Here is a 22,528-nt window from a genome sequence, read left to right as displayed (position 1 = left end):
GGCCCGGCGATCATGGCAACCAGACTCCCCGAAGCCCCGAAAGTGGGAATGGTCTCGCTCGGCTGTCCGAAGAACCTCGTCGACAGCGAACGGATCCTCACCAAGCTGCGTAGCGACGGCTACGGCCTGTCGCCGGACTATGCCGGCGCGGACGTCGTGCTCGTCAACACCTGCGGCTTCCTCGACTCCGCCAAGGAAGAGAGCCTGGAGGCGATTGGCGAGGCCATTGCCGAGAACGGTCGCGTCATCGTCACCGGCTGCATGGGCGACGAGGCCGCGGCCATCCGCGCCCGCTTCCCCAACGTCCTCGCGATCACCGGCGCCCACCAGTATGAGTCGGTGGTCGAGGCCGTGCACGAGGCGGCGCCGCCGATCCCCTCGCCCTTCGTCGATCTGGTGCCGGAAGCCGGGCTGAAGCTCACGCCGCGCCACTACAGCTATCTGAAGATCTCCGAAGGCTGCAATCACCGCTGCTCCTTCTGCATCATCCCGGCGATCCGCGGCGACCTCGCCTCGCGCCGGCCCGACGCGATCCTGCGCGAGGCGGAGAAGCTGGTCGCCGCCGGCACCCGCGAGCTGCTGGTCATCAGCCAGGATACCTCCGCCTACGGCATCGACATCCGCGACCAGCCGCGCATGTGGAAGGGCGCCGAAGTGCGCCCGCACATGACCGACCTTGCCCGCGAACTCGGCAAGCTCGGCACGCCCGACCAGCCGGTCTGGGTGCGGCTGCACTATGTCTATCCCTACCCGCATGTCGACCACGTCATCCCGCTGATGGCGCAGGGGCTGATCGTCCCCTACCTCGACATCCCGTTCCAGCACGCCAGCCCCAAGGTACTGCGTTCGATGAAGCGCCCGGCCAACGACGCCAAGGTGCTCGAGCGGCTGCGCGGCTGGCGTTCGGTCTGCCCGGACATCGCGATCCGCTCGTCCTTCGTCGTCGGCTTCCCCGGCGAGACGGAGGAGGATTTCCAGTATCTTCTCGACTGGCTGGACGAGGCCCAGCTCGACCGCGTCGGCGCGTTCCGGTTCGAGCCGGTCGAGGGCGCCGCTGCCAACACGCTTCCGGACCCGGTGCCGGAGGAAGTGAAGGAAGAGCGCTACACCCGCTTGATGGAGAAGACCGCGGCAATCTCGGCGGCCAAGCTCCAGGCAAAGGTCGGCCGCACCATTCCGGTCATCATCGACGAGGTCGATCCGGAGGGCGGCGCCACCGGCCGCTCGCAGGCCGATGCGCCGGGGATCGACGGCGAAGTGTTCCTGCGCGACTCCGGCCATCTGGCACAGGGCGACATCGTCCCCGTGCTGGTCGAGGATGCGGACGAGCACGACCTCTACGGCGTACCGGTCGCTCGCTGATCGGCGGCTGGCCGCGGCTGCGCCTGGCAGGAGAGGTCCGGCACCCGCTGAACCGAGGCACCGTGGCGAGGGCGAACCCTGCGCATAAGGCGCCTCGCATCGTCCCGTATCCCTGCGCGAGCGGAATCCGGGGCCAAGCAGAACAACGGTTTGCAGCGTAGGATGTGCCTGTGCTCCCGCCTTCGCGGGAGCACAGCAGGGACTCTCCCAAAGGTTCCGCGAGGCTAGAGGCCCACCTGGGATGATGGTGGACCTGAAGCCCTTCACCTCCCTTTCAAGTCCTTGTCGTACTGACCGCCTGCAGAACAGCGCAGACATTCCCTCCTGCAGCCGAACGGTGTTTGCCTTCGAAAAAGCGGCGGGCAGAGGCATCCTGCCTCATCGCCTTGCTCCAGCCGTGCTCCCGCGGCGGCGGGGCCCAGAGTACCGGGCGCAGACGGGCGTTGCTCTGCTGAACCCGCATCCGCGCCTGCGTCAGATCCCGGCGGGAAGACGCCAAACGCGTTCCGCGTGGGGTCGGCGACAGTTGAGATTCATTACCGCTCCCCTCCAGCCTCTGACGCCGCGTGTCTGGTTGCTCCCAGTCGTCACGTGACAAACGGCGGCATGGCTTCGCAAGCGCCTGCCGCAGGCGCGTGACCAAGGTTCAAGGCTCCGCGAGGCGCTGTTCTGCTTGGTCCTGGATTCCTGCCTCCGCAGGGATACGGCAGCGTTCATCAGATCTGGTGCGTACGTGAATGTCCCCCTCGCCTGCACCGCGACCTTACTCTTCCGGCAGGCTGAGCACGTAGCGCGCCACTTCCGCCGCCTGCTTGCGGTTCTCCAGCCCGGCAAAGACCATGCGGGTGCCCGGCACGGTGCCGTTCGGGTTAAGCAGGAACGCGGTCAGCCGGGGCTCATTCCAACGCCCACCCAGCTGCTGCATCGTCGGGGAGTAGCGATAGCCGGGCAAGCTCCCGGCCCGTCGATCGGCAAGCCCGGCGAGGCTGGGCCCCAGCGCGTTGGCCCCCGATGCAGTCCGATGACAGGTCAGGCAGGCCGCGAAGGCCGCTGGCTGCGGGAGTGCCGCCCGTGGTTCTCCGCCGCCACATCCTGCGAGCGGCACCAACAGCAGGACGCTCAGCACGGGTCCGCGCTTCATGCGGCGAGCCCGTGATACGCCGCGGCAAAGGCCAGCACCTCGCTCGGCGCGAGCAGCCAGCCATCCAGCTGTCGCATTCGGCCGCTGGCGAAGTCCGCGCGCGCCAGCGTCGCCCGCCGTTCCCCTTCCGGTCGGTCCAGCACCCGCCACTCGGCCGCGACGGCGTCCCGCGAGAGCGCAGGGTCGCATCCCACGCAGGCGCGGCCGAGCGCCGCCATTGCTGTGTCGCGATAGCGTTGCTCCGGCGACCCGCACAAGCTGCGGCGTACCGGCGGCACCGCCAAAACGGCACCCCCGACGAGCAGCGCGCCGGCTCCGACGGCAAAGCCGCGGCGTGAAAGCTTCATGCGAAATGCTCCTGCTTGATGTGGTCGGCCAGGCGCAGGGCGAGCGCCGTCAGCATCATCGTCGGCGACCCACTTCCCGCAGTCGGGAACACCGAGCTGCCGGCGACATAGACGTTGCCGACGCCGTGCACCCGGCAGTTTCGGTCGACCACGCCCTGACGCGGGTCCGCGCTCATCCGGGTGGTGCCGGTGTGGTGATAGCCGATGTCGAGTTCCGGAAACGTCGGCCAGGATGCCTTGGGATCGTAGCTCAACCGCAGGCGACCGAGACCACGACGCCCCGCCTCCTGGCCGAACAGCAGCAGGCTGCGGTGGAGCGAGCGCTTGCCCTCCTCCGCCAGCGTCCAATGCAGGTTGAGGATCGGCATCCCCACCGCATCGCGTCGATCGGTAAGGGTCACGCGGCTATCGGCGACCGGCCGTGGTTCCAGCCGGGCGGCGACGCGGTAGAGGGTCGGTTCTGCCCGGCAATAGCCGCGGTCGACCGCCCAGCCGGCGGTATCGACCGGATGGCCGATGGCGGTCGAAAGGTCCTCCGCCCGGATGCTGCCGGCGCTCCCTTGCGCAAGGCTGTCCTGAATGCCCTTGGCGGCGGCACCGCCGGCAGTGAGCGGGTCATAAACCGGCGTCACCCGCAGAAAGACATCATCGATGCCCTCGCGACGCAGGGCCGCGTCGGTGAGCAGGAAATGGCTGACCGTGTGAGTACCGTCCGGATAGTCCTGGAACGCCATCAGCCGGTCCATCGCCACCGCCGGATTGCGCGCAAAATCCTGATAGATCACGACGTGGTCGGTGAAATACCGCCCCACCTGATCATGCCCGTTGCCAAGCCCGGTAGCGAACGGACGCCGGGAGGCGAGCAGCACGCGCGCATTCTCGACCCCGCCGGCCGCCAGCACGAACAGCCGGGCTCGCACGCTGGTCTCGGTGCCCGCCAGCGTGCGCACCGTCGCCTCCTCGATGCGCGTGCCCTCCGCCGATCCTACCAACTCGGTCACATTGGCGTGGTGGAGGAAGCGGATGTTGGGTGCCTTGGTGACCGGCGGCGCGTAGCGGGCAAAGGTGCGGTTGCCCGTTTGCGGGTTGATCGGCGCCACAAAGGTAAGCCGGGTCTCGAACAGCTCCGGATCAAGCGGCCAGCCTTTGGTCCCGAGGCGATGACGCCAGCGCTCCGGCGACCAGTCGACCAGATCGTCGCGAAACAGCACGCGCTTCGATGCCTCGGGCAGATAACCGGCGACGTCGGCCAGGCCGATCGGCCAGCCGGTGTTCGCGATGCCGGGCCTGGGTGCGAAATCCCGATCGAGGAATCGATAGCAGTGGCCGGACCAATGGTTGGTGGTGCCGCCGATGTAGCGTAGTCGCGACGCCTGCAGCGGATAGTCGAGCCCGGTCACGGTGGCGTTGGCATTCAGCTGCTCCACCTCGCGCTCGATCCCCTCGCCCCCGCTTTCCAGCAGCAGCACGCGGACCTCTGTGCCGGCGAAGGATCGGGCCAGGGTCAGGCCGGCGGCCCCCGCACCAATGATGCAGAGGTCCGCCTCCAGCGGTGTGTTCCCGAGCCTTCGTGCGTCCTCGAACAGGCCAGCCTCCCCTTGCTCCGCCGACCCGCTGCCGACGTCCCCGCCTGCCTATCCGTGCGCTCAAAGCGTGAACAGACCAGCACGCCCGGCGTCGAATCCGGAACGGAGCAAGACCTTTCGCTCACCCGTAGCGGCGCCTAGATCACCTCCATGTCCGATCTTTCTACCCTGCTTCAGCCCGATCGCGGCCAGGCCGCCCGCACCCTCCACCTGGTCGATGCCGCGGGTTTTGACAGCTGGCTCGCCCAGCAGCCGCCCCGCCACCGCGCCGCGATCGCCGCGCACAAGTTGAGGGCGACGCCGTTTGCGCACGCGATTCTGCCCGGCGAAGGTGCCGAGGACTGGTCGGCGGTCGGCATCGTTGCGGACGCGGACACACTCTCCCCCTGGTGCCTGTCCAAGCTGGCGGAGGTGCTGCCCGCCGGCAGCTACCGCCTGGCGAGCGGCGAGCCGGGTGCTGCGGCATTCGGCTGGCTCGTCGCCCAGCACCGCTTCACCCGCTACCGTCAGGACCATGCGGCCGAGGGCCCCCGCGTCCTCCTGACCGGCGACCCTGCGCGGATCGACGACCTCGTGCGCCAGGCCGCGGCGACGCTGCTGGTCCGCGACCTCGTCGACACCGGCGCCAGCGACTTGGGCCCGGCCGAACTGGAGGCGCAGGCAGGCCGCCTCGCCAGTGGCCATGGCGCGACGCTGGCGGTGACCAGGGGGGCGGAGCTGGAACGCGGCTACCCCATGATCCACACGGTCGGAAAGGCCGCGGGGACGGGGCGCGAGCCGCGGCTGATCGAGTTGGAGTGGGGCAACCCCGCCCACCCGCGGGTCGCCATTGTCGGCAAGGGCGTGTGCTTCGATACGGGCGGGCTCAACATCAAGCCCGGCAGCGGCATGGCGCTGATGAAGAAGGACATGGGCGGGGCAGCGCATGCGCTCGCGCTGGCGACGCTCGTCATGGAATCGCGACTGCCCGTGCGGCTGCACCTGCTGTTGCCCGCGGTCGAGAATGCCATTGCTGGCAACGCCTTTCGTCCCGGCGATGTGCTGCGCACGCGCAAGGGGGTCACGGTCGAGAACACCAACACCGATGCCGAAGGGCGGCTGATCCTGGGCGACGCGCTCACCCGCGCCGCCGAGTTGCAGCCGGAGCTGATGATCGACTTTGCGACGCTGACCGGTGCCGCTCGAGTTGCACTTGGACCCGACCTGCCCGCCACCTTCGCCAATGACGAGGCTCTGGCCGCCGACCTCCTCGCCTGTGGCACGGCCGAGGGCGACCCGCTGTGGCGGCTGCCGCTGTGGGACGGCTATGACGACATGCTCAAGTCGAGCGTCGCCGACATGGTCAATGCGCCGGAGGGTGGCTTTGCCGGGGCGATCACCGCGGCCTTGTTCCTGCGCCGCTTCGTGCCGGCCGAGATCGCCTGGGCGCACCTCGACACCTTTGCCTGGCGGCCGTCGCCCAAGCCCGGCCGTCCCAAAGGCGGCGACGCCTATGGCCTTCGCGCTGCCTGGGCGCTGCTGCGCAAGCGGTACCCCGTGCGGTGAGCCGGAACCGCCACATTATGGGACAGGGTTAACGAATTCTTTCCGTGTGAGCCGGGGTTCGAGCGGTTAAGCCTCGCTTCATGAAGAAGCCCTTGCTTGCGTCCGCTGTGTCGGCCCTGGTCCTCGCCCTTCCCGCCATGGCCTCGCCGGTCGTGGGCGTGGACGCGCTCAAGGAATGGAACCTCATCGTGCTGGGGGACCTCACCTCCAGTTCCGAGGTGGAGGGCCGGACATTTGTGGGCGGCAACCTCGACGGCAATTCGTCCAACTACCAGATCAAGACTCCCCCGGCGTCTTCCTATGACACGCCGGGCCTGACGGTGGTGGGCGACGTGCTCGGCGGGGCCAAGAACCTCAACAACGCGTCGGGCGCGGTGGTCGGCGGCAACGTCACCAGCGGGTTCAATCTGAACGGCGCTGCCCAGACGGTGCAGGTCGGCGGCACGATCGCCAACACCAACGTCAACCAGAACACGGTCAATGCAGGGCTGGCCTCCACGCCCGGCTTCACCGAGGCGCTGCAGCAGCAGAAAAGCCTGTTGTCGAGCGGCATGACCGACCTGTCGCAAGGCATGACCAAGCTGGCATCGAACAGCACCGTCACCGTTTCGGGCAACCGCGCGACGTTCAACGCGACGCCCGATGCCTCAGGCGTGGCGGTGTTCAACCTCACCAGCGAGGACCTCAACCGCATTGGCGAGATCCAGTTCAACCTGAATGGTGCCGACACCGCGATCGTCAACGTCAGCGGCACCAACATCGTGCTGAACGACAATTTCCTGGGCGGCACCCAGGGACTGGGCGAGCATGTGATCTGGAACTTCGCGGACGCGACGAGCCTTTCGCTCTCCACCGCCTGGGGCGGATCGGTGCTGGCACCGGGCGCGGCCGCCACGACCGGCAACTACATTCAGGGCTCGGCCGTGTTCGGCAGCCTGGTGCAGAACGGCGAGTTCCATCTGGGCACCTACACCGGCGGCTACACGCCCAGCACCCCGACGGACCCGAGCGGCCCCAAGCCCGTGCCGGAGCCCGGCACCTGGGCACTGATGCTCGCGGGGCTGGGCCTCGTGGCGCTGCTGCTGCGCCGGCGGCGGGGTGTCGCCGCCTGAGGCGGAGTGGCGGCGGACCGGGCGGCTTCCCGTGCCGCCGCGCGATCGTCGCAACCTATGTTTGCCTTTGAAAAAACACGGGAAACTTTCGAGAACCCGCCCGGTTGAAGCCGCTTCCCAACCGGAGTGGTTGCATGAAGATGGTGGACAGAGTTGTCGGCGAGCGTTCGGAGTTGCCCGACGGGCCCGACACTCAGGACAGGGCACCGATCCTAGAAGCGCTGCAGACCTTTATGCGCGCAAGCCCGATCTCGTTCGAGATGCCCGGGCATCACGCCGGTCGCGGCGCACCCCGCGCCATCACAAGGCTGGTCGGCTCGAAGGCCTTCAAGGCCGACTGCACGCCACTAAAGGGACTGGACGACCGCGGGGAGCGCAAGCGGATCAGCCATCGTGCCGAGGCGCTGGCGGCGGAACTCTGGGGGGCGGACAGCTGCTTTTTCTCGACCGCCGGATCGACGCTGTCGAACCAGGTGGCCGTGCGCGCCGCGGCCAATCCGGGCGACACGGTGCTGGTGTCCCGCAACAGTCACAAGTCCCTGATCGGTGCGCTCCTCCTGGCGAACGTGAAGCCCGTGTTTCTGGAACCGCGCTACGACGATCAATGGGACATCGACCATGGGCAGCCGCTGACGGAACTGTCCGCAAAGCTCGAAGCGCATCCCGGGACCAAGGCCGTCTTCATCGTCAGCCCTACCTATTTCGGCGTCGTGCCGGATGTCGCTGGAATGGCGGCCCTGTGCCACAAGCGCGGCATCCCCCTTGTGGTGGACGAAGCCTGGGGCCCGCACTTTGCCTTTCACCCCGACATGCCGATCCCGTCGATCCGCCTCGGCGCCGACATCTCGGTGATGAGCATCCACAAGACGATGGCGGGCTTGGAGCAGGCCTCGGTCATGCTCCGCAAGAGCGACCTCATCCCCGAGGACCGGTTCAACCTCGCCTACGACCTCCACCTCACCACCAGCCCGTCCTCGCTGATCCTGGCGAGCATCGATGCGACCCGGCGCCAGTTTGCGCAGGAAGGCCAGAAGCTGGTGCAGAAAACGCTCGACCTGGCACGGCACGCGAGAGAGAAGCTGGCCGCGATCGACGGCATCGAAGTCATGGGAACCGACGTCCTCGACGGCGATGCCGCGCACGCGCTCGACGAGACAAAGGTGCTGATCGACATCTCCGGACTTGGCGTAAACGGCTATGAGGCGGAGGACTGGCTGATCCGCAACAAGAAGATGACGGTCGGCTTGTCGGACGAGCGGCGCATGTTGCTGATCTTTACAGTCGGTACCGACAAGCGCTCCACGCAGAAGATGCTCGCCGCGTTCGAGGACCTGGCCAACTGGGCGCGAAACGGAGCGGACGACAAGAAGGGGTATGACGGCCGCCTGCCCCACCTGAGCGAGCTCAAGTCCGAACTCGTGATGACGCCGTCGGAGGCGTTCTTCGCCCAGACCGAACGCATCAGGCTGACCGAGGCGGAAGGGCGTATCGCTGCCGAGATGGTGTCCCCCTATCCGCCCGGCATCCCGCGGATCTTTTCCGGCGAGCGCATCTCCGGCCCCCAGCTAAAATATGTGCAGGAGTCCATGAAGCTGGGGGTCTTCCCCTACGATCCCAGCGACCAGGATCTCCACACGATTCGCGTCGTGCGCGAGACGGGGTAAGCTTGCGATCCTCCCGGGGTGCCAAGCGCGCCCGGAGGGAGCCCGTTAAGCCGCCGCCGCCGCCTCGATGATCGGCACGAACTTCTCCGCCGTCAGGCTGGCGCCGCCGACCAGCGCGCCGTCGACATTCTCCACCGCCAGGATCGCGGCGGCGTTCGCGCCGGTGACCGATCCGCCATAGAGGATGCGGATGCGCTCGGCGGCGTCGCCCACCATCATGCCGAGTTTGGCGCGGGCAATGGCGTGGATGCTGGCGATCTCTTCCGGCGTCGGCGTGCGGCCGGTGCCGATCGCCCAGCGCGGTTCATAGGACAGGGTGAACCAGTCACCGTCGGCATCCTCTGGCACCGACTTTTCGATCTGCGCCTGCACGACCCGCTCGGCACGGCCGGCGTTGCGCTCGGCCTCGGTCTCGCCGACGCACAGGATTACCTCCAACCCCTTGCGCCGGGCAGCCGCGGCCTTGGCCCAGGCATCGTGGCTGGTTTCGTTCTGGTCGGACCGGCGCTCCGAATGGCCGACGATCACCGTCTGCGCCCCCACCTCGACCAGCATCGCGGCCGAGACGCACCCTGTGTGCGCGCCATGCTCGTTCTCATGCACGTCCTGGGCACCGATGCGCACGTTTCCGGCATGTTCGACCGCAGCGGCGATCAGCGTCGCGGGCACGCACAGCGCGACGTCCACGTTCGGATGGTTCGCTGCGGCTGCCTCTATTGCGGCGATCTCCTTCAACTGGGCGCGCATCCCATGCATCTTCCAGTTGCCCGCCACCAGCTTGCGTCGCGTCACGCCCTGTCTCCTTTGTCCACACCAGGCGATACCAACCCCTACGCCCGGCACAAGCTTGAAGCCGCGAGGCGTGCGCCCTAAAGCGACCCGTTCTTCTTTTCCGACAGGATCGGTGGCTTCTCGATGCTCGCAAACGTCCGGCGTCTTCTCAACTCGACCATCGGCAAGGTCGTCGCGCTCGCCTTTCTGGTGGTGATCGCGCTGGCCTTTGCCGCAGGCGACATCAGCGGCCTGCGGTCGGGCGGCGCGTCGAGCGACGTGGTCGCCAAGGTCGGCGGCACCGCGGTGCACGATGCCGAGCTCACCAAGCAGGTACAGCAGCAGCTGGAGGCGACCCGCCAGCGCAACCCCAACGTCGACATCGCCCAGCTGGTCGCCGCGGGCGGCGTGGAGAACGTCCTCCAGCAGCTGGTCACCTCGATAGCGCTGGAGCAGTACGCCCAGAAAGCCGGCATGGCGGTGAACTCCAAGCTGGTCGACGGCCAGATCGCGAGCATCCCCGCGTTCCAGGGCTTCACCGGCAAGTTCGACCAGGCGACGTTCGAGCGCGCGATCGCCCAGCGGGGCATGACGCCAGCGGGTCTGCGCGAGGCGATCGGCCGCGACATGCTGTCCAACTGGCTGATCAGCCCGACGATCGGTGCCAGCCAGCTGCCCGAGCAGATCGCGGTGCCCTATGCCTCGCTGCTGCTGGAAAAGCGCGCGGGCCAGATCGCGCTGATCCCGACTGCCGCGGTGCCACAGGGCAACCCGCCCACCGACGCCGAGCTGACCGCCTTCTACACCCGGAACCGCGCCCGCTACACGGTGCCGGAACGCCGGGTGATCCGCTATGCGCTGGTGAGCGCAAACAGCGTTGCCGCGTCGGCAGCACCGACCGACGCGGAGATCGCCCAGGCCTATCGCGCCGCCGGCAGCCGCTTTGCTGCGAGCCAGCGCCGCACCGTGCGCCAGGTGGTGCTCGCCGACCAGAACGCCGCCAACCAGCTCGCCGCCAGGGTGAAGGGCGGCACCGCCATCGACGCGGCCGCCCGCGCGGCCGGGCTGGAGGCATCGAACTTCAGCGACCAGAACAAGGCCGGGCTGGTTGCACAGACCAACCAGGCGATCGCCGACGCGGCCTTTGCCGCAGGCGAAGGCGCGGTGATCGGCCCGGTGCGCTCGCCGCTCGGCTGGCATGTGCTGCGCGTCGAAAAGGTCACGCAGATCCCGGGCAAGACGCTGGAACAGGCCCGCCCGGAGCTCGTCGCCGAGCTCAGCCGCAGCAAGGCGGCAAGCGCGCTCAATGCGGCCCAGGAGCGCATCGACGGCGCGATCAACGACGGCGCGACCTTTGCCGAGGTCGTGAGCGAGGCGAAGCTCGCCGCGCAGAGCACCGCGGCCGTTACCAAGGCGGGCACCAGCCCCGACCAGCCGAACACCCCGGCCGATCCGGCGCTGGCGCGCGTGGTCGAGGCGGGCTTTGCCGCCGAACAGGGCGACGCCCCGCAGATCGTGCAGACCGAGGAAGACGGCAGCTTCGCCGTCGTCGGCGTCGACCGGGTGATGCCGGCCGCCCCCCGCCCGCTCGCGCAGGTCCGCGAGGACGTCCAGAAGGCGTTCCTGGCCGAGCGCGGCCAGCAGGCGGCGCGCAAGGCAGCGGCGGCGATCCTGGCCAAGGTGAACGGCGGCACGCCGCTCGCGCAGGCGGTTTCCGCCTCCGGGCTCAAGGTCCCGGCGCCGACGCCGCTCGCCGCCACGCGCGCGCAGCTTGCCGCCCAGCAGGGTCAGGTGCCCCCGCCGGTCGAGCTGATGTTCGCGATGGCGCCGAAGAAGGCACGACTGATCGCCGCGCCCAACAATGGCGGCTGGTTCGTGGTCTATCTCGACAGCATCACGCCGGGCGACGCCAGCGGCGACAAGCGGGCGGTCTCCTCCGCGCGCGCCGGGCTCAGCCAGATAGTCGGCCAGGAATATGCCGAGCAGTTTGCCGAGGCGGTTCGCCGCAGCGTCGGCGTGACCAAGAACGACGCGGCCGTCGCCCGCGTCCGCACGACGCTGGCGCCCCAGGGCAGCGCAGCGGCGAACTGACGGCTGTGAACGAGGACGCGATCCAGGGGCGTACGACCGCGCACGCCGCCCTCGCCGCCGGCACGCCCGCGCTGCTGTGGCAGCGGCTGGTGGCGGATACCGAAACCCCGATCGCCGCTGCGCTCAAGCTCATCGAGCCGGGCCGCGGCGACTTTCTGCTGGAATCCGTCGAGGGCGGATCCGTGCGCGGACGCCACAGCCTGATCGGCCTTGCCCCCGACCTGGTGTTCCGCGCGACCGGGGCAGACGCGGCGATCAACCGCAGCTGGCTGTCCGACCGCGACGCCTTCGAGCCGTGCGCCGAACCGACGCTGCAGGCGCTGCGCGACCTGGTCGCATCGTGCCGGATGGACGTGCCGGAGGCGCTGCCACGCGCGCTCGCCTGCCTGGTCGGCTATTTCGGCTATGAGACCATCGGTCTGGTCGAGAAGCTCGACCGCCCGCCGGCCAACCCGCTCGACCTGCCGGACATGGTGTTCGTGCGGCCGACGCTGCTGCTGGTGTTCGACCGCCTTTCGGACGCGCTGTTCCTGGTCGCACCGGTGTGGCCCGGCACCGGCGAAGCGGACGCCGCGATCGCAACCGCATCCGCGCGGATCGAGGATGTGGCCGCCCGGCTTGCCCGCACGCCGCTGCCCGAACCCGCGCGCCAGGCACCAGAGGAAATCGCCCTCACCCCCGTGCTGGCACCCGGCCGCTATGCCGAGATGGTCGCGAGCGCGAAGGACTATATCCGCGCGGGCGACATCTTTCAGGTGGTGCTGGCGCAGCGCTTCACCGCGCCGTTCCCGCTGCCGCCGTTCGAGCTTTATCGCGCGCTGCGCCGCATCAACCCCTCACCGTTCCTCTACCACCTCGACCTGCCCGGCTTTGCGCTGACGGGATCGAGCCCGGAGATCCTGGTGCGGGTCCGCGACGGCGAGGTAACGATCCGCCCGATCGCCGGCACGCGGCCACGGGGTGCCACTGCCGTTCAGGATGCGGAAAACCGCGCCAGCCTGCTCGCCGATCCCAAGGAACGGGCCGAGCATCTGATGCTGCTCGACCTCGGCCGCAACGACGTCGGCCGGGTGGCCGAGGCCGGCAGCGTGCGGGTGACCGACAGCTATGGCATCGAGTTCTACAGCCATGTCATGCACATCGTATCGAACGTCGTCGGCCAGCTGTCGCCCGAGCACGACGCGCTCGACGCGCTGTTCGCCGGCTTCCCAGCGGGCACGGTGAGCGGCGCGCCCAAGGTCCGCGCCTGCCAGGTGATCGCCGAGCTGGAGCAGGAGACCCGCGGCGCTTATGCCGGCGGCGTCGGCTATTTCTCGCCCGACGGGTCGATGGACTCGTGCATCGTGCTGCGCACGGCAGTGGTCAAGGACGGCACCATGCACGTCCAGGCCGGGGCCGGCATCGTCGCGGACAGCGACGCGGCGTACGAACAGCGCGAGTGCGAAGCCAAGGCCAGCGCATTGCTCGCCGCAGCTCGCGAGGCGATCGCCCAGGCCGGCGCACCGCGGTTCGGACAGTAGGCCTGGCCGACGAGCGGCCGATCAGGGTCGAACTAGGTCGCGCTGATCGCATCTCTGAGCAGGCGAGGCCTCTGTGACGGCGGGACGATGGCCCCGCAACCTTCCGTATCCCTGCGCAGGCAGGGATCCAGGGCCAAGCAGAGCCACGGCGGGTAGCGTCCGGCACCCTGGGCTCCTGCCTTCGCAGGAGCGCACGACCGTCAAGCGGCGCCGCCGCTCCCTCAGTCCTCCTTGCGGGGGAACTGCTGCGCTTCCTGCTGCGCCTTGCGATCCAGATACCATTGACGGAGCAGCTGCTGGTTGCAGCCGGTCTGGCCGCCGGTGCCCACCGCCGAGCAGCTGTTGGGCAGGCCGACGCTGTTGGCATCCATCATCGTCTGGGCGCGGCTCGCCCAGCTTTGCGCGGCAGCTTCCTGCGACGGCGGGTCGCGCAGCTCCTTGGGGATACGGAAGCGCTCGCTCTCGTCGCGACGGGCGCAGACCACGACTTCCCCCTCCCCCTGGGCCTTGGGACAGGGTTCGTCGCCATAGACGGTGACGCTGCGTGTGCGCTGCGGTGGAGCGTTGGTCTTTGCGCCCTCCTGCGCCAGGACCGGAGATGCAGCCAACGCCGCCACGAGAATCCAACGCACCATTCCAAGCTCCTGAACGCAAACACACGCCCGACCAACGATCGGATCGCGCACAGCGTTGCGCCAGACTGCGGCGGCGCTATGGCAAGAGCATGATCCTTGTCATCGACAATTACGACAGCTTCACCTGGAACCTGGTCCATTATCTGATGGAGCTGGGCGCCCCGGTGCAGGTCGTACGCAACGACGCGCTCACCGCTGCAGACGCGCTGGCGAGCAATGCCGCAGGCTTCCTGATCTCGCCGGGCCCGTGCACGCCCAATGAGGCGGGCGTCTCGCTCGACCTGGTCGCCGCCTGTGCGGAGGCGCGCCGTCCGCTGCTGGGCGTGTGCCTGGGCCATCAGGCGATCGGCCAGCATTTCGGCGGCAAGGTGGTGCGCGGCGGGCTGATGCACGGCAAGACTTGCCCGGTCGAACATGACGGAACCGGGCTGTTCCAAGGACTGCCCAGCCCCTTTACCGCGACCCGCTATCACTCACTGATCGTAACGGACGTGCCGGAATCGCTGGTGGTCAACTGCACCGCCGGGGACGCCAGCGTCATGGGCGTGCGGCACGCGGAGCTGCCGATCCACGGCGTACAGTTCCACCCGGAAAGCATCGCGACCGAACATGGCCACGACATGCTGGCAAACTGGCTGACGATGACCGGCATCGCCCCGAAGCAGCGCGCCGCATGACCACCACCGTTCTGCTGCCGTCCACCGAGTCTCCGCTCTCGCACGAGAGCGCGGCCGAGGCGTTCGAGGCCATCCTCGACGGCAAGGCGTCCGAAGAGGCGATCATCGCGTTCCTGGTCGGGCTCACCACCCGCGGCGAGACCAGCATCGAGATCGCCGAGGCGGCGCGCGCGATGCGCCACCGCATGGTCCCGATCGACGCGCCGGCGGGCGCGATCGACGTTTGCGGCACCGGCGGCGACGGGCATCATACGCTCAACGTCTCGACTGCGGTCAGCCTGGTGGTCGCCGCCACCGGCGTGCCCGTCGCCAAGCACGGCAACCGCGCCGCCTCCAGCAAGGCTGGGGCGGCGGACACGCTGGAGGCGCTCGGCCTCGACATGGCGCGTGCTGGGGCGATGGCCGAGCAGACGCTGGCCGACATCGGCATCGCCTTTCTGTTCGCGGGCAACCACCATCCTGCGATCCGGCGCATCCACCCGATCCGCCAGAAGATCGGCCGGCGCACGATCTTCAACCTGATGGGGCCGCTCGCCAACCCGGCGCACGTCGAGCGCCAGCTGATCGGCATCGCCCGGCCCGACTATGCGCCGATCTATGCCGAGGCGCTCGAAAGCCTGGGCGCGACCGCCGCCGCGGTAATCTCGGGCGAGGAGGATCTGGACGAGATCTCGATCGCCGGGCCCACGCGCGTCGTGCGGATCGGATCGGTCGCGCTGCCGGACCGGATCACGCCGGCGGACGCCGGGCTGCCTTCGAGTCCCCTGGAGACGCTGCGCGGCGGCGACCCGGCCTATAATGCGCTTGCCCTCCGCCGGCTGCTGGCAGGCGAGGAAAGCGCCTATCGCGACGCGGTGCTGCTGAACGCCGCCGCCGCGCTCGTGATCGCCGACAAGGTGACGGACCTCGCCGATGGCGCGGTGCTCGCCGCCAACACGATCGATTCCGGCGCCGCCCGACGCCTTCTGGATGCATGGATCGCCTATTCATGAGCACGATGCTGTCAAAGATTCTTGAAACCAAGCGCGTCGAGGTTGCCGCCCGTAAGGACCTGGCCGGCGTGCAGGAGCTCGACCGGCGCGCGGCTCAGCAGACGCCGCCGCGTGGCTTCCGCGCCGCGCTGGACGCCAGGACCGGTCCCGCACTGATCGCCGAGATCAAGAAGGCGAGCCCCTCCAAGGGATTGATCCGCACCGACTTCGACCCGCCGGCGCATGCGCGCGCCTATCAGGCCGGGGGCGCGGCGTGCCTGTCGGTGCTGACCGACGAGGAATATTTCCAGGGCTCCGACGCCTATCTGGTCGCAGCGCGCGCTGCCTGCGACCTGCCGGTGCTGCGCAAGGACTTCACCATCGATCCGTGGCAGGCGGCGGAAGCACGGGCGCTGGGCGCCGACGCGATCCTGCTGATCGTCGCCGCGCTGGAAGATCGGCAGATGGCGGAGATCGAGGCGGCGGCACTTGAGCGCGGGCTCGACGTGCTGGTCGAGGTCCACGACTTTCCCGAGCTGGAACGCGCGCTCAAGCTCAAGACCCGGCTGATCGGCGTCAACAACCGCGATCTGCGCGACTTTTCGGTCAATTTCGAGCGCACCTATGAGCTGGTTGCGCACGCGCCCGCCGACTGCACCTTTGTGGCCGAAAGCGGAATCACCGGCCGCGCCGACCTGGACGCGATGGCCGAGCACGGCATCCACTGTTTCCTGGTTGGCGAGGCGCTGATGCGCCAGGACGACGTCGAGGCCGCGACTCGCGCGCTGGTCGGATGAGCGGCCTTACCCATCTGGATGCCGAGGGCCATGCCCGCATGGTTGACGTCGGCGATAAGGCGGTGACCTCACGCCAGGCGACCGCCACCGGCCGCATCACCATGTCGGCGGAGGCGCTGGCAGCGATCCGCGACGGGCTGGTGAAGAAGGGCGACGTGCTCGCCGTCGCCCGCGTCGCGGGAATCATGGCGGCCAAGCGGACCAGCGACCTTATCCCGCTGTGCCATCCCCTGCCCCTCACCCGAGTCGCGCTCGATCTGGCGATCGAGGCGGATGGCATCGCCGCCACCGCGACCTGCGCTACCGACGGCAAGACCGGGGTCGAGATGGAGGCGCTGACTGCCGTCTCGGTGGCGTTACTCACCGTCTATGACATGGCCAAGGCGCTCGACCGCGGCATGGAGATCGGCGGCGTGCGCCTGCTTGCCAAGTCCGGCGGCAAGTCGGGAGACTGGCGGGCGTGAGCCTGCTGCCGCTCGACGAGGCGCAGGCGCGCGTGTTCGCGCTGGCAACGCCGGTGCCGGTGGAGACGGTGCCGATCGTCGAGGCGATCGGCCGCTGGGCCGCTGGTGACCTGGCGGCGCTGCGCACCCAGCCCGATCGCGCACTGTCGTCGATGGACGGCTATGCGATCCGCTTCGCCGACCTGCCCGGCCCCTGGGAAGTGATCGGCGAATCCGCCGCTGGCCGGCCGTTCGCCGGCTCGCTGCGTACGGGCCAGGCGACGCGGATCTTCACTGGCGCGGCGCTGCCCGACGGCGCCGACACCGTGCTGGTGCAGGAAGAGGCGAGCCGCGACGGGGCACGCCTGCTGCTCACCGGCGAAGGGCCGCCGCGGCTGGGAAGCAGCGTGCGCGCAGCGGGGCTGGATTTCATGGCGGGCGATCCGCTCGTGGCTCAAGGCGCCGCGATCACCCCGGCGGTCGCCGCGCTGCTGGCAGTCGGCGGCCACGGTGGGATTCCTGTACGGCGCCGGGTGCGCGTGGCGATCGCGGCCACGGGCGACGAACTCGTGCCCGCCGGCTCCCCGCCCGAGGCCGGACTGCCCGAGTCCAACGGCGTGATGCTCGCCGGACTGCTTGCGCGCCTGCCGGTCGAGCGCATCGACCTGGGGATCCTGCCCGACGATCGCGGCGTGCTCGCCGCCGCCTTTGCGGCGGTTGATGCCGATGTGCTGGTGACGACGGGCGGCGCCTCGGTCGGCGACCACGACCTCGTGCGCCCGGCGCTGGAAACCGCTGGAGCCACGATCGACTTCTGGCGGATCGCGATGCGCCCGGGCAAGCCGATGATGGCTGGCCGGCTGCGGGATGCAGTCGTGCTCGGCCTGCCCGGCAACCCGGTCTCGGCGTTCGTCACCGCGACGCTGTTCCTGCTGCCGCTGGTGCGCAAGCTCGCGGGCGCGGCCGATCCGCTCGCGCGGCGGCGCGTGGTGCCGCTGGGCGCCCCGCTTGCCGCCAACGACCGCCGGGCCGACCATCTGCGCGCCGAGCTGCGCGACGGCATCGCCTTTCCCGCCCCCGCGCAGGACAGCTCGATGCTGCGCACGCTCGCCCATGCCGACTGCCTGATCGTGCGGCCACCGCACGCGCCGGCGGCGAACGTCGGCGACTCGGTAGAAATCCTCGATATCGGTTGACAAGGCCTGTCAACGTTTCCTAAAGGTTCCGCGTCTGTTCCGACGGAGGACCGCATGCTCACGCGCAAGCAGCACGAGCTGATCTGCTTCATCGACGACCGGTTGAAGGAAACCGGCGTATCGCCCTCGTTTGAGGAGATGAAGGACGCGCTCGACCTCAAGTCGAAGTCCGGCGTCCACCGCCTCATCAGTGCGCTGGAGGAACGCCAGTTCATCCGCCGCCTTCCCAACCGTGCCCGCGCGCTTGAAGTGCTGCGCATGCCCGATCGGCCCGAGACGGCAAAGAAGCCGGCGCCTGCCAAGACGGCGGCACCGCGCAGCGCGCCCGCGGCGCCACCTGCTCCGGCGAACGACGTGATCGAGATCCCGCTGCACGGCCGCATCGCCGCCGGCGTGCCCATCGAGGCGATGGAGGGGCAGCAGATGCTGCCGGTCCCCGCCGCGCTGCTCGGCTCGGGCGAACATTATGCACTGGAAGTCGCGGGCGATTCGATGGTGGAGGCCGGCATCCTCGACGGCGACTATGCCCTGGTTCGCCGCACCGACGCCGCGCGCGACGGCGAGATCGTGGTGGCGTTGATCGACGAGAATGAGGCGACGCTGAAGTATTTCCGCCGCGAAGGCGCGATGGTCCGCCTCGACCCGGCGAACCGCAGCTACGACCCACAGCGCTATCGCCCCGATCAGGTGCGGGTGCAGGGCAAGCTCGCCGGGCTGCTGCGGCGGTATTGAGGCTTCGCGTTCCGGGGTTCGACGCGACCGAGCGGAACCCCGGAGGCGGAAGGCTGTCGTAAGTTCGGGCCTGTCAGGCGGCCGGTCCGCACCCAAGCGCCTTAATCCATGAGGTTACGCAGCAGCATCTCCATGCACTGCAGTATCTCTGTGAAGGCACCGAATCAGGGCAACGGCGACCGACGCGGCGTGCACTGACCGCGCGCCGCTGACCCACCCCGACCGGTCAGAACCCGTCGCTCGAACCACCCCAGCGCCTCTCCCGCTTGCCACGCCCCCGCTGCTCCGGCCACCGGCGCGCCACGGGTTGCGTCACGGGCGGCGTGATCCACGGATGCCGGTCCCCCGACCCCCGCACGCGCCGCGCCTCCGGTGGATCGAAGCGGACCGCCAGACCGCCGGTCTGCGCCAGCATCGGCCGATCGAGCCGCAGCCAGCGCGGCGTGCAGCCGCGCGGCAGGCGGCGTTCGCTCACCACTACATCGGCGTCGCGGCACAGCGCGATCAGTTCGCCGGCCTGCACCAGATACCCGCTCCGCGTCGCGAGGATCCGCCAGGTCCGCGTCGCGCCGGCCACATCGACCACGCAAACGTCGGTGGTGCAGCGGGCATTGGGCTGGTCGGCGAGCGGCGGCAGCTCGCCCTCCACGCCGCCGCCCTCCCCAAGCGTGCCGCGGACATACTCGCCCGCACGGTCGCGCAGGATTGCCATGCCGCCATCTGCGGTGCGCACCGCAAGGTGGCGACCGTCGCCCGTAACCAGCAGGTCGGGCGCCGGGGTGATGAGCGCCCACAGCGCTCCGGCGGCCAATGGCGCTAGCCCGATCAGCCGCGCACGGGTGCGCCACAGCGCGAGCCACAGGCCGCCCGCGACCATCAGTGCAAAGGCGCCGTCCGGCATCGACGGAAGCGCCGCGACCGACCCTGGCACCGCCGCCGTCGTCCTCGCGATCCACAGCAGCAGCGCCAGCGCGCGCTCGACCACCCACCACGCGGGCGCGCCCAGGCCGATCGCATCCAGCAACAGCGCCACGGCCTCTGCCGGCATGACCACAAAGGTGGTGAGCGGGATCGCCACCAGGTTGGCGAGCGCGCCATAGAGCCCGGCCTTGTGGAAGTGGAACAGACCGATCGGCATCAGCACCGCCTCCACCGCAACGCCGGTCAGCAGCAGCGAGCCGAGGTTGCGCAGCAGGCGGCGCGCAACCCCCTCGTCGCGCGCCTGGAACCAGCGGGACACGCGGGGGTGCTCATGCAGCGCGACGATCGCGGTCACCGCCGCGAAGCTCAGCTGGAAGCTCGGCCCGGCCAGCGACTCAGGAAGCACCAGCAGCACGACAAACGCCCCGGTCGCAACAAGCCGCAGCGTGATCGCCTCCCGCCCCATTGCAAGCGCTGCCAGCACCAGCAGCGCGGCCACGCAGGAACGGATGGTCGGCACTTCCGCCCCCGACAGCCAGGTATAGCCGATCGCCGCAAGCGCTGCGCCGGACGCAGCCACCAGCGGCAGGCGGACCCGCAGGGCGAGCGCGGGCACCAACGCGAGCAGGCGCAGCAGCAGCAACATGGTCGCGCCTACCACTGCGGTCACGTGCAGGCCGCTGATCGACAGGAGGTGAGCAAGGCCGGCGCGGCGCATCGCCTCGTCCTCCACCTCCCCGATCGCGCCGCGATCGCCGGTCACGAACGCCGCCGCGACGCCACCTGCGCTGCCTGCTACCTGGCGCTGGATGTGCTCGGTCAGGCGGTTGCGCAAGCCGCCCCCGGCTGGGGCCGCGGGCGTCACCACCGAAACGGGGGTAAAGGCGCGGCCGGTCGCGCCGATGCCGTCGAACCAGGCGACGCGCGTGAAGTCATAGGCGCCCGGCACCGCCGGGTCGGGCGGCGGCACCAGCCGCGCGCGCAGCCGCAGGACCGCACCCGGCGCGACTCCGGGTGGAAGCACCGCCGCCTCCAGATTGACCCGCACGACCGGCGGCAGCGTCGGCATTGCGACCGGCGCTAGCCGCAGCCGCACCAGATCGCGCGCCGGCAGGGGCTCGACTCGCAGCACGCGGGCGGTGAAGGCGAACACCCCTGGCCGCGCCAGCACCGGTGCCGCCACGCGTTCCGCCCGCCACCACACCAGCGCGCAGCCGAGCGCCGCGAGCACCCCTGCCGCGACAACAACCCGCCCCAGCCTCCCACCCAGGGGCAACACCAGCCCCAGCATTGCCAAACCGGCCGCGGCCAGCAGGAACGCGGTCCACGCCCTGGCATCCGGCAGCACGAACCAGGCCGCGATCCCGAGCCCCAGCGCGACGGGCATCCACAAGGGCAGCTGGTCGCGCTCCGCCTCCAACCACCGCTCGATCGCGCCGGGAACATCCATCGGCCAGCCGGTTTGAAGCCCCGGAGGGGCCGTGCTAGGGGCGGGCGCGGCTGACGTGGCCATGATTGTTCGAGCTTGGGAGCAGGCGCGGTTGGGCGCAAGTATGGATACCGGAACCTCGCCTAAAGGCGCTGTCGTCACGCGTTTTGCGCCCTCGCCTACGGGGTTCCTGCACATCGGCGGCGCACGCACCGCGCTGTTCAACTGGCTGTTCGCCCGCCATCACGGTGGCAAGTTCCTGCTGCGCATCGAGGACACGGATCGCGCCCGTTCGACCGAGCCGGCGATCGAGGCGATCCTGGACGGCATGCGCTGGCTGGGCCTGGACTGGGACGGCGACGCCGTGTTCCAGTTCGCCCGCGCCGATCGCCATGCCGCGGTCGCAAACCAGCTGCTCGCCGCCGGCCATGCCTATAAATGCTATGCCACGGCCGAGGAGCTGGCGGCAGCGCGCGAGCGACAGCGCGCCGAGGGCAAGCCGATCCGCTACGATGGCCGCTGGCGCGACTGCGACCCCGCAACCGCTCCGCAAGGCGCGCCGTTCGTCGTGCGGCTGAAGGCGCCGAAGGACGGCGCAGTCACGATTTCGGACCGGGTGCAGGGCGATGTCACGGTCGCTAATGCCGAACTCGACGACTTCGTGCTGCTGCGCTCGGACGGCACGCCGACCTATATGCTGGCGGTCGTGGTCGACGACCACGACATGGGCGTCACCCACGTCATCCGCGGCGACGATCACCTCAACAACGCGTTCCGCCAGCTGGCGCTGATCCGGGCGATGGATGCGGTCGAGGGCGGCTGGCCCGACCCGGTCTATGCGCACGTCCCGCTGATCCACGGTGCGGATGGCGCCAAGCTGTCCAAGCGTCACGGCGCCCTGGGCGTCGATGCCTATCGCGACCACCTCGGCATCCTGCCGGAAGCGCTCAACAACTACCTGCTGCGTCTGGGCTGGGGCCATGGCGACGAGGAGATCATCACCCGCGATCGCGCGGTAGAGGTGTTCGACCTGGCCGGCGTCGGTCGCTCGCCGGCGCGCTTTGATCTGAAGAAGCTCGCCCACGTCAACGGCCACTATATTCGCGAGGCGGACGACGTCCGACTCGCGGAGCTGGTTGCGGCACGTCTGCCTCACGCGCCGGATGCCGCAGGACTCGATCTGCTGCGCCGCGCCATGCCGGCGCTGAAGCCGCGCGCGGCCGACCTCAGCGAGCTCGCCGACAACACCGCCTTCCTGTTCGCCACCCGCCCGCTGCCGATCGAGGAGTCTGCGGCACCGCTGCTCGCCGGCGATGCGCCTGCGCTGCTTTCGCAGCTGCACACAGCGCTTGACGCATGCGAGCGGTGGGATACGGAGACGTTAGAACATGCGGTACGCAGCGTGGCGGACACGGCAGGCGTGAAGCTGGGCGCAGTCGCGCAGCCGCTTCGCGCAGCCCTGACCGGCCGCCGGACCTCTCCGGGCATCTTCGACGTTCTCGAACTGCTCGGTCGCGAGGAAAGCCTCGGCCGCATCGCCGACCAGATGGCCGTTTCGGCCAACCACTGAACGAAAGGACGACACCCG

The 22,528-nt window shown here is 69.4% G+C and carries 19 protein-coding genes; 13 read left to right on the top strand and 6 right to left on the bottom strand.

Going from position 1 to position 22,528, the window contains the following annotated elements:
- Positions 1-12 precede the first annotated feature (12 nt).
- Complete coding sequence (rimO, locus tag LK533_RS07250; protein WP_229362107.1) at positions 13-1,362, top strand: 30S ribosomal protein S12 methylthiotransferase RimO; 1,350 nt, start codon at positions 13-15, stop codon at positions 1,360-1,362.
- Positions 1,363-2,125: 763 nt separating this feature from the next.
- Here the strand turns inward: rimO and LK533_RS07245 are convergent.
- Genes LK533_RS07245 through LK533_RS07235 form a run of 3 tightly spaced genes read right to left on the bottom strand, consistent with a single transcriptional unit; the run spans position 2,126 to position 4,319 of the window.
- A complete protein-coding gene (locus LK533_RS07245; protein WP_229362106.1) occupies positions 2,126-2,503 on the bottom strand; it encodes a c-type cytochrome in 378 nt (125 codons plus the stop codon).
- Entirely contained in the window at positions 2,500-2,850 is a 351-nt protein-coding gene (locus LK533_RS07240) for a hypothetical protein (RefSeq protein WP_229362105.1), read from the bottom strand. Before LK533_RS07240 ends, LK533_RS07245 begins: the two co-directional genes overlap by 4 nt.
- A complete protein-coding gene (locus tag LK533_RS07235) occupies positions 2,847-4,319 on the bottom strand; it encodes a GMC oxidoreductase (protein WP_229362104.1) in 1,473 nt (490 codons plus the stop codon). Before LK533_RS07235 ends, LK533_RS07240 begins: the two co-directional genes overlap by 4 nt.
- Positions 4,320-4,586: 267 nt before the next feature.
- Here LK533_RS07235 and LK533_RS07230 point away from each other — a divergent pair, with 267 nt between their 5' ends.
- The 3 genes from LK533_RS07230 to LK533_RS07220 all read left to right on the top strand — a co-directional run bounded on the left by LK533_RS07230 (position 4,587) and on the right by LK533_RS07220 (position 8,757).
- Entirely contained in the window at positions 4,587-5,981 is a 1,395-nt protein-coding gene (locus LK533_RS07230; RefSeq protein ID WP_229362103.1) for a leucyl aminopeptidase family protein, read from the top strand.
- Between the two features lie 80 nt (positions 5,982-6,061).
- Complete coding sequence (locus LK533_RS07225) at positions 6,062-7,093, top strand: choice-of-anchor A family protein (protein WP_229362102.1); 1,032 nt, start codon at positions 6,062-6,064, stop codon at positions 7,091-7,093.
- Positions 7,094-7,233: 140 nt separating this feature from the next.
- On the top strand, positions 7,234-8,757 hold the full coding sequence (locus tag LK533_RS07220; RefSeq protein ID WP_229362101.1) for an aminotransferase class I/II-fold pyridoxal phosphate-dependent enzyme: 1,524 nt from the start codon (positions 7,234-7,236) through the stop codon (positions 8,755-8,757).
- A gap of 45 nt (positions 8,758-8,802) precedes the next feature.
- Here the strand turns inward: LK533_RS07220 and tpiA are convergent, their stop codons facing one another.
- Positions 8,803-9,549: a triose-phosphate isomerase gene (gene tpiA / locus LK533_RS07215; protein ID WP_229362100.1), complete on the bottom strand. Its 747-nt coding sequence runs from the start codon at positions 9,547-9,549 to the stop codon at positions 8,803-8,805.
- A gap of 123 nt (positions 9,550-9,672) precedes the next feature.
- Here tpiA and LK533_RS07210 point away from each other — a divergent pair, with 123 nt between their 5' ends.
- Complete coding sequence (locus LK533_RS07210) at positions 9,673-11,619, top strand: peptidylprolyl isomerase (RefSeq protein ID WP_229362099.1); 1,947 nt, start codon at positions 9,673-9,675, stop codon at positions 11,617-11,619.
- Positions 11,620-11,624: 5 nt separating this feature from the next.
- A complete protein-coding gene (locus LK533_RS07205) occupies positions 11,625-13,139 on the top strand; it encodes an anthranilate synthase component I family protein (RefSeq protein WP_229362098.1) in 1,515 nt (504 codons plus the stop codon).
- A 221-nt stretch (positions 13,140-13,360) separates the two neighbouring features.
- Here the strand turns inward: LK533_RS07205 and LK533_RS07200 are convergent, their stop codons facing one another.
- Entirely contained in the window at positions 13,361-13,774 is a 414-nt protein-coding gene (locus tag LK533_RS07200) for a hypothetical protein (protein WP_229362097.1), read from the bottom strand.
- 89 nt (positions 13,775-13,863) lie between these two features.
- Between LK533_RS07200 and LK533_RS07195 the strand changes: the two genes are divergently transcribed.
- The 6 genes from LK533_RS07195 to lexA are packed head-to-tail and all read left to right on the top strand — an operon-like array spanning position 13,864 to position 18,590.
- A complete protein-coding gene (locus LK533_RS07195; protein ID WP_229362096.1) occupies positions 13,864-14,451 on the top strand; it encodes an anthranilate synthase component II in 588 nt (195 codons plus the stop codon).
- Complete coding sequence (gene trpD, locus LK533_RS07190) at positions 14,448-15,443, top strand: anthranilate phosphoribosyltransferase (RefSeq protein WP_229362095.1); 996 nt, start codon at positions 14,448-14,450, stop codon at positions 15,441-15,443. Before LK533_RS07195 ends, trpD begins: the two co-directional genes overlap by 4 nt.
- Entirely contained in the window at positions 15,440-16,219 is a 780-nt protein-coding gene (gene trpC / locus LK533_RS07185) for an indole-3-glycerol phosphate synthase TrpC (RefSeq protein ID WP_229362094.1), read from the top strand. The genes trpD and trpC overlap by 4 nt, the downstream gene beginning before the upstream one ends.
- Complete coding sequence (gene moaC / locus LK533_RS07180) at positions 16,216-16,683, top strand: cyclic pyranopterin monophosphate synthase MoaC (protein WP_229362093.1); 468 nt, start codon at positions 16,216-16,218, stop codon at positions 16,681-16,683. The genes trpC and moaC overlap by 4 nt, the downstream gene beginning before the upstream one ends.
- A complete protein-coding gene (locus LK533_RS07175) occupies positions 16,680-17,858 on the top strand; it encodes a molybdopterin molybdotransferase MoeA (protein ID WP_229362092.1) in 1,179 nt (392 codons plus the stop codon). Before moaC ends, LK533_RS07175 begins: the two co-directional genes overlap by 4 nt.
- 54 nt (positions 17,859-17,912) lie before the next feature.
- Positions 17,913-18,590 carry a transcriptional repressor LexA gene (lexA, locus tag LK533_RS07170; protein WP_229362091.1) on the top strand — a complete coding sequence of 226 codons (678 nt, stop codon included), beginning with the start codon at positions 17,913-17,915 and terminating at the stop codon, positions 18,588-18,590.
- Positions 18,591-18,816: 226 nt separating this feature from the next.
- On the opposite strand, the gene LK533_RS07165 is transcribed toward lexA, so the two are convergent.
- Entirely contained in the window at positions 18,817-20,961 is a 2,145-nt protein-coding gene (locus LK533_RS07165) for a ComEC/Rec2 family competence protein (RefSeq protein ID WP_229362090.1), read from the bottom strand.
- A 103-nt stretch (positions 20,962-21,064) separates the two neighbouring features.
- Here LK533_RS07165 and gltX point away from each other — a divergent pair, with 103 nt between their 5' ends.
- Entirely contained in the window at positions 21,065-22,510 is a 1,446-nt protein-coding gene (gene gltX / locus LK533_RS07160) for a glutamate--tRNA ligase (protein WP_229362089.1), read from the top strand.
- Positions 22,511-22,528 lie beyond the last annotated feature (18 nt).

Source organism: Sphingomonas sp. PL-96, from assembly GCF_020707215.1.
Lineage (GTDB): Bacteria > Pseudomonadota > Alphaproteobacteria > Sphingomonadales > Sphingomonadaceae > Sphingomonas.
This window is presented reverse-complemented; position numbering and strand designations above follow the sequence as displayed.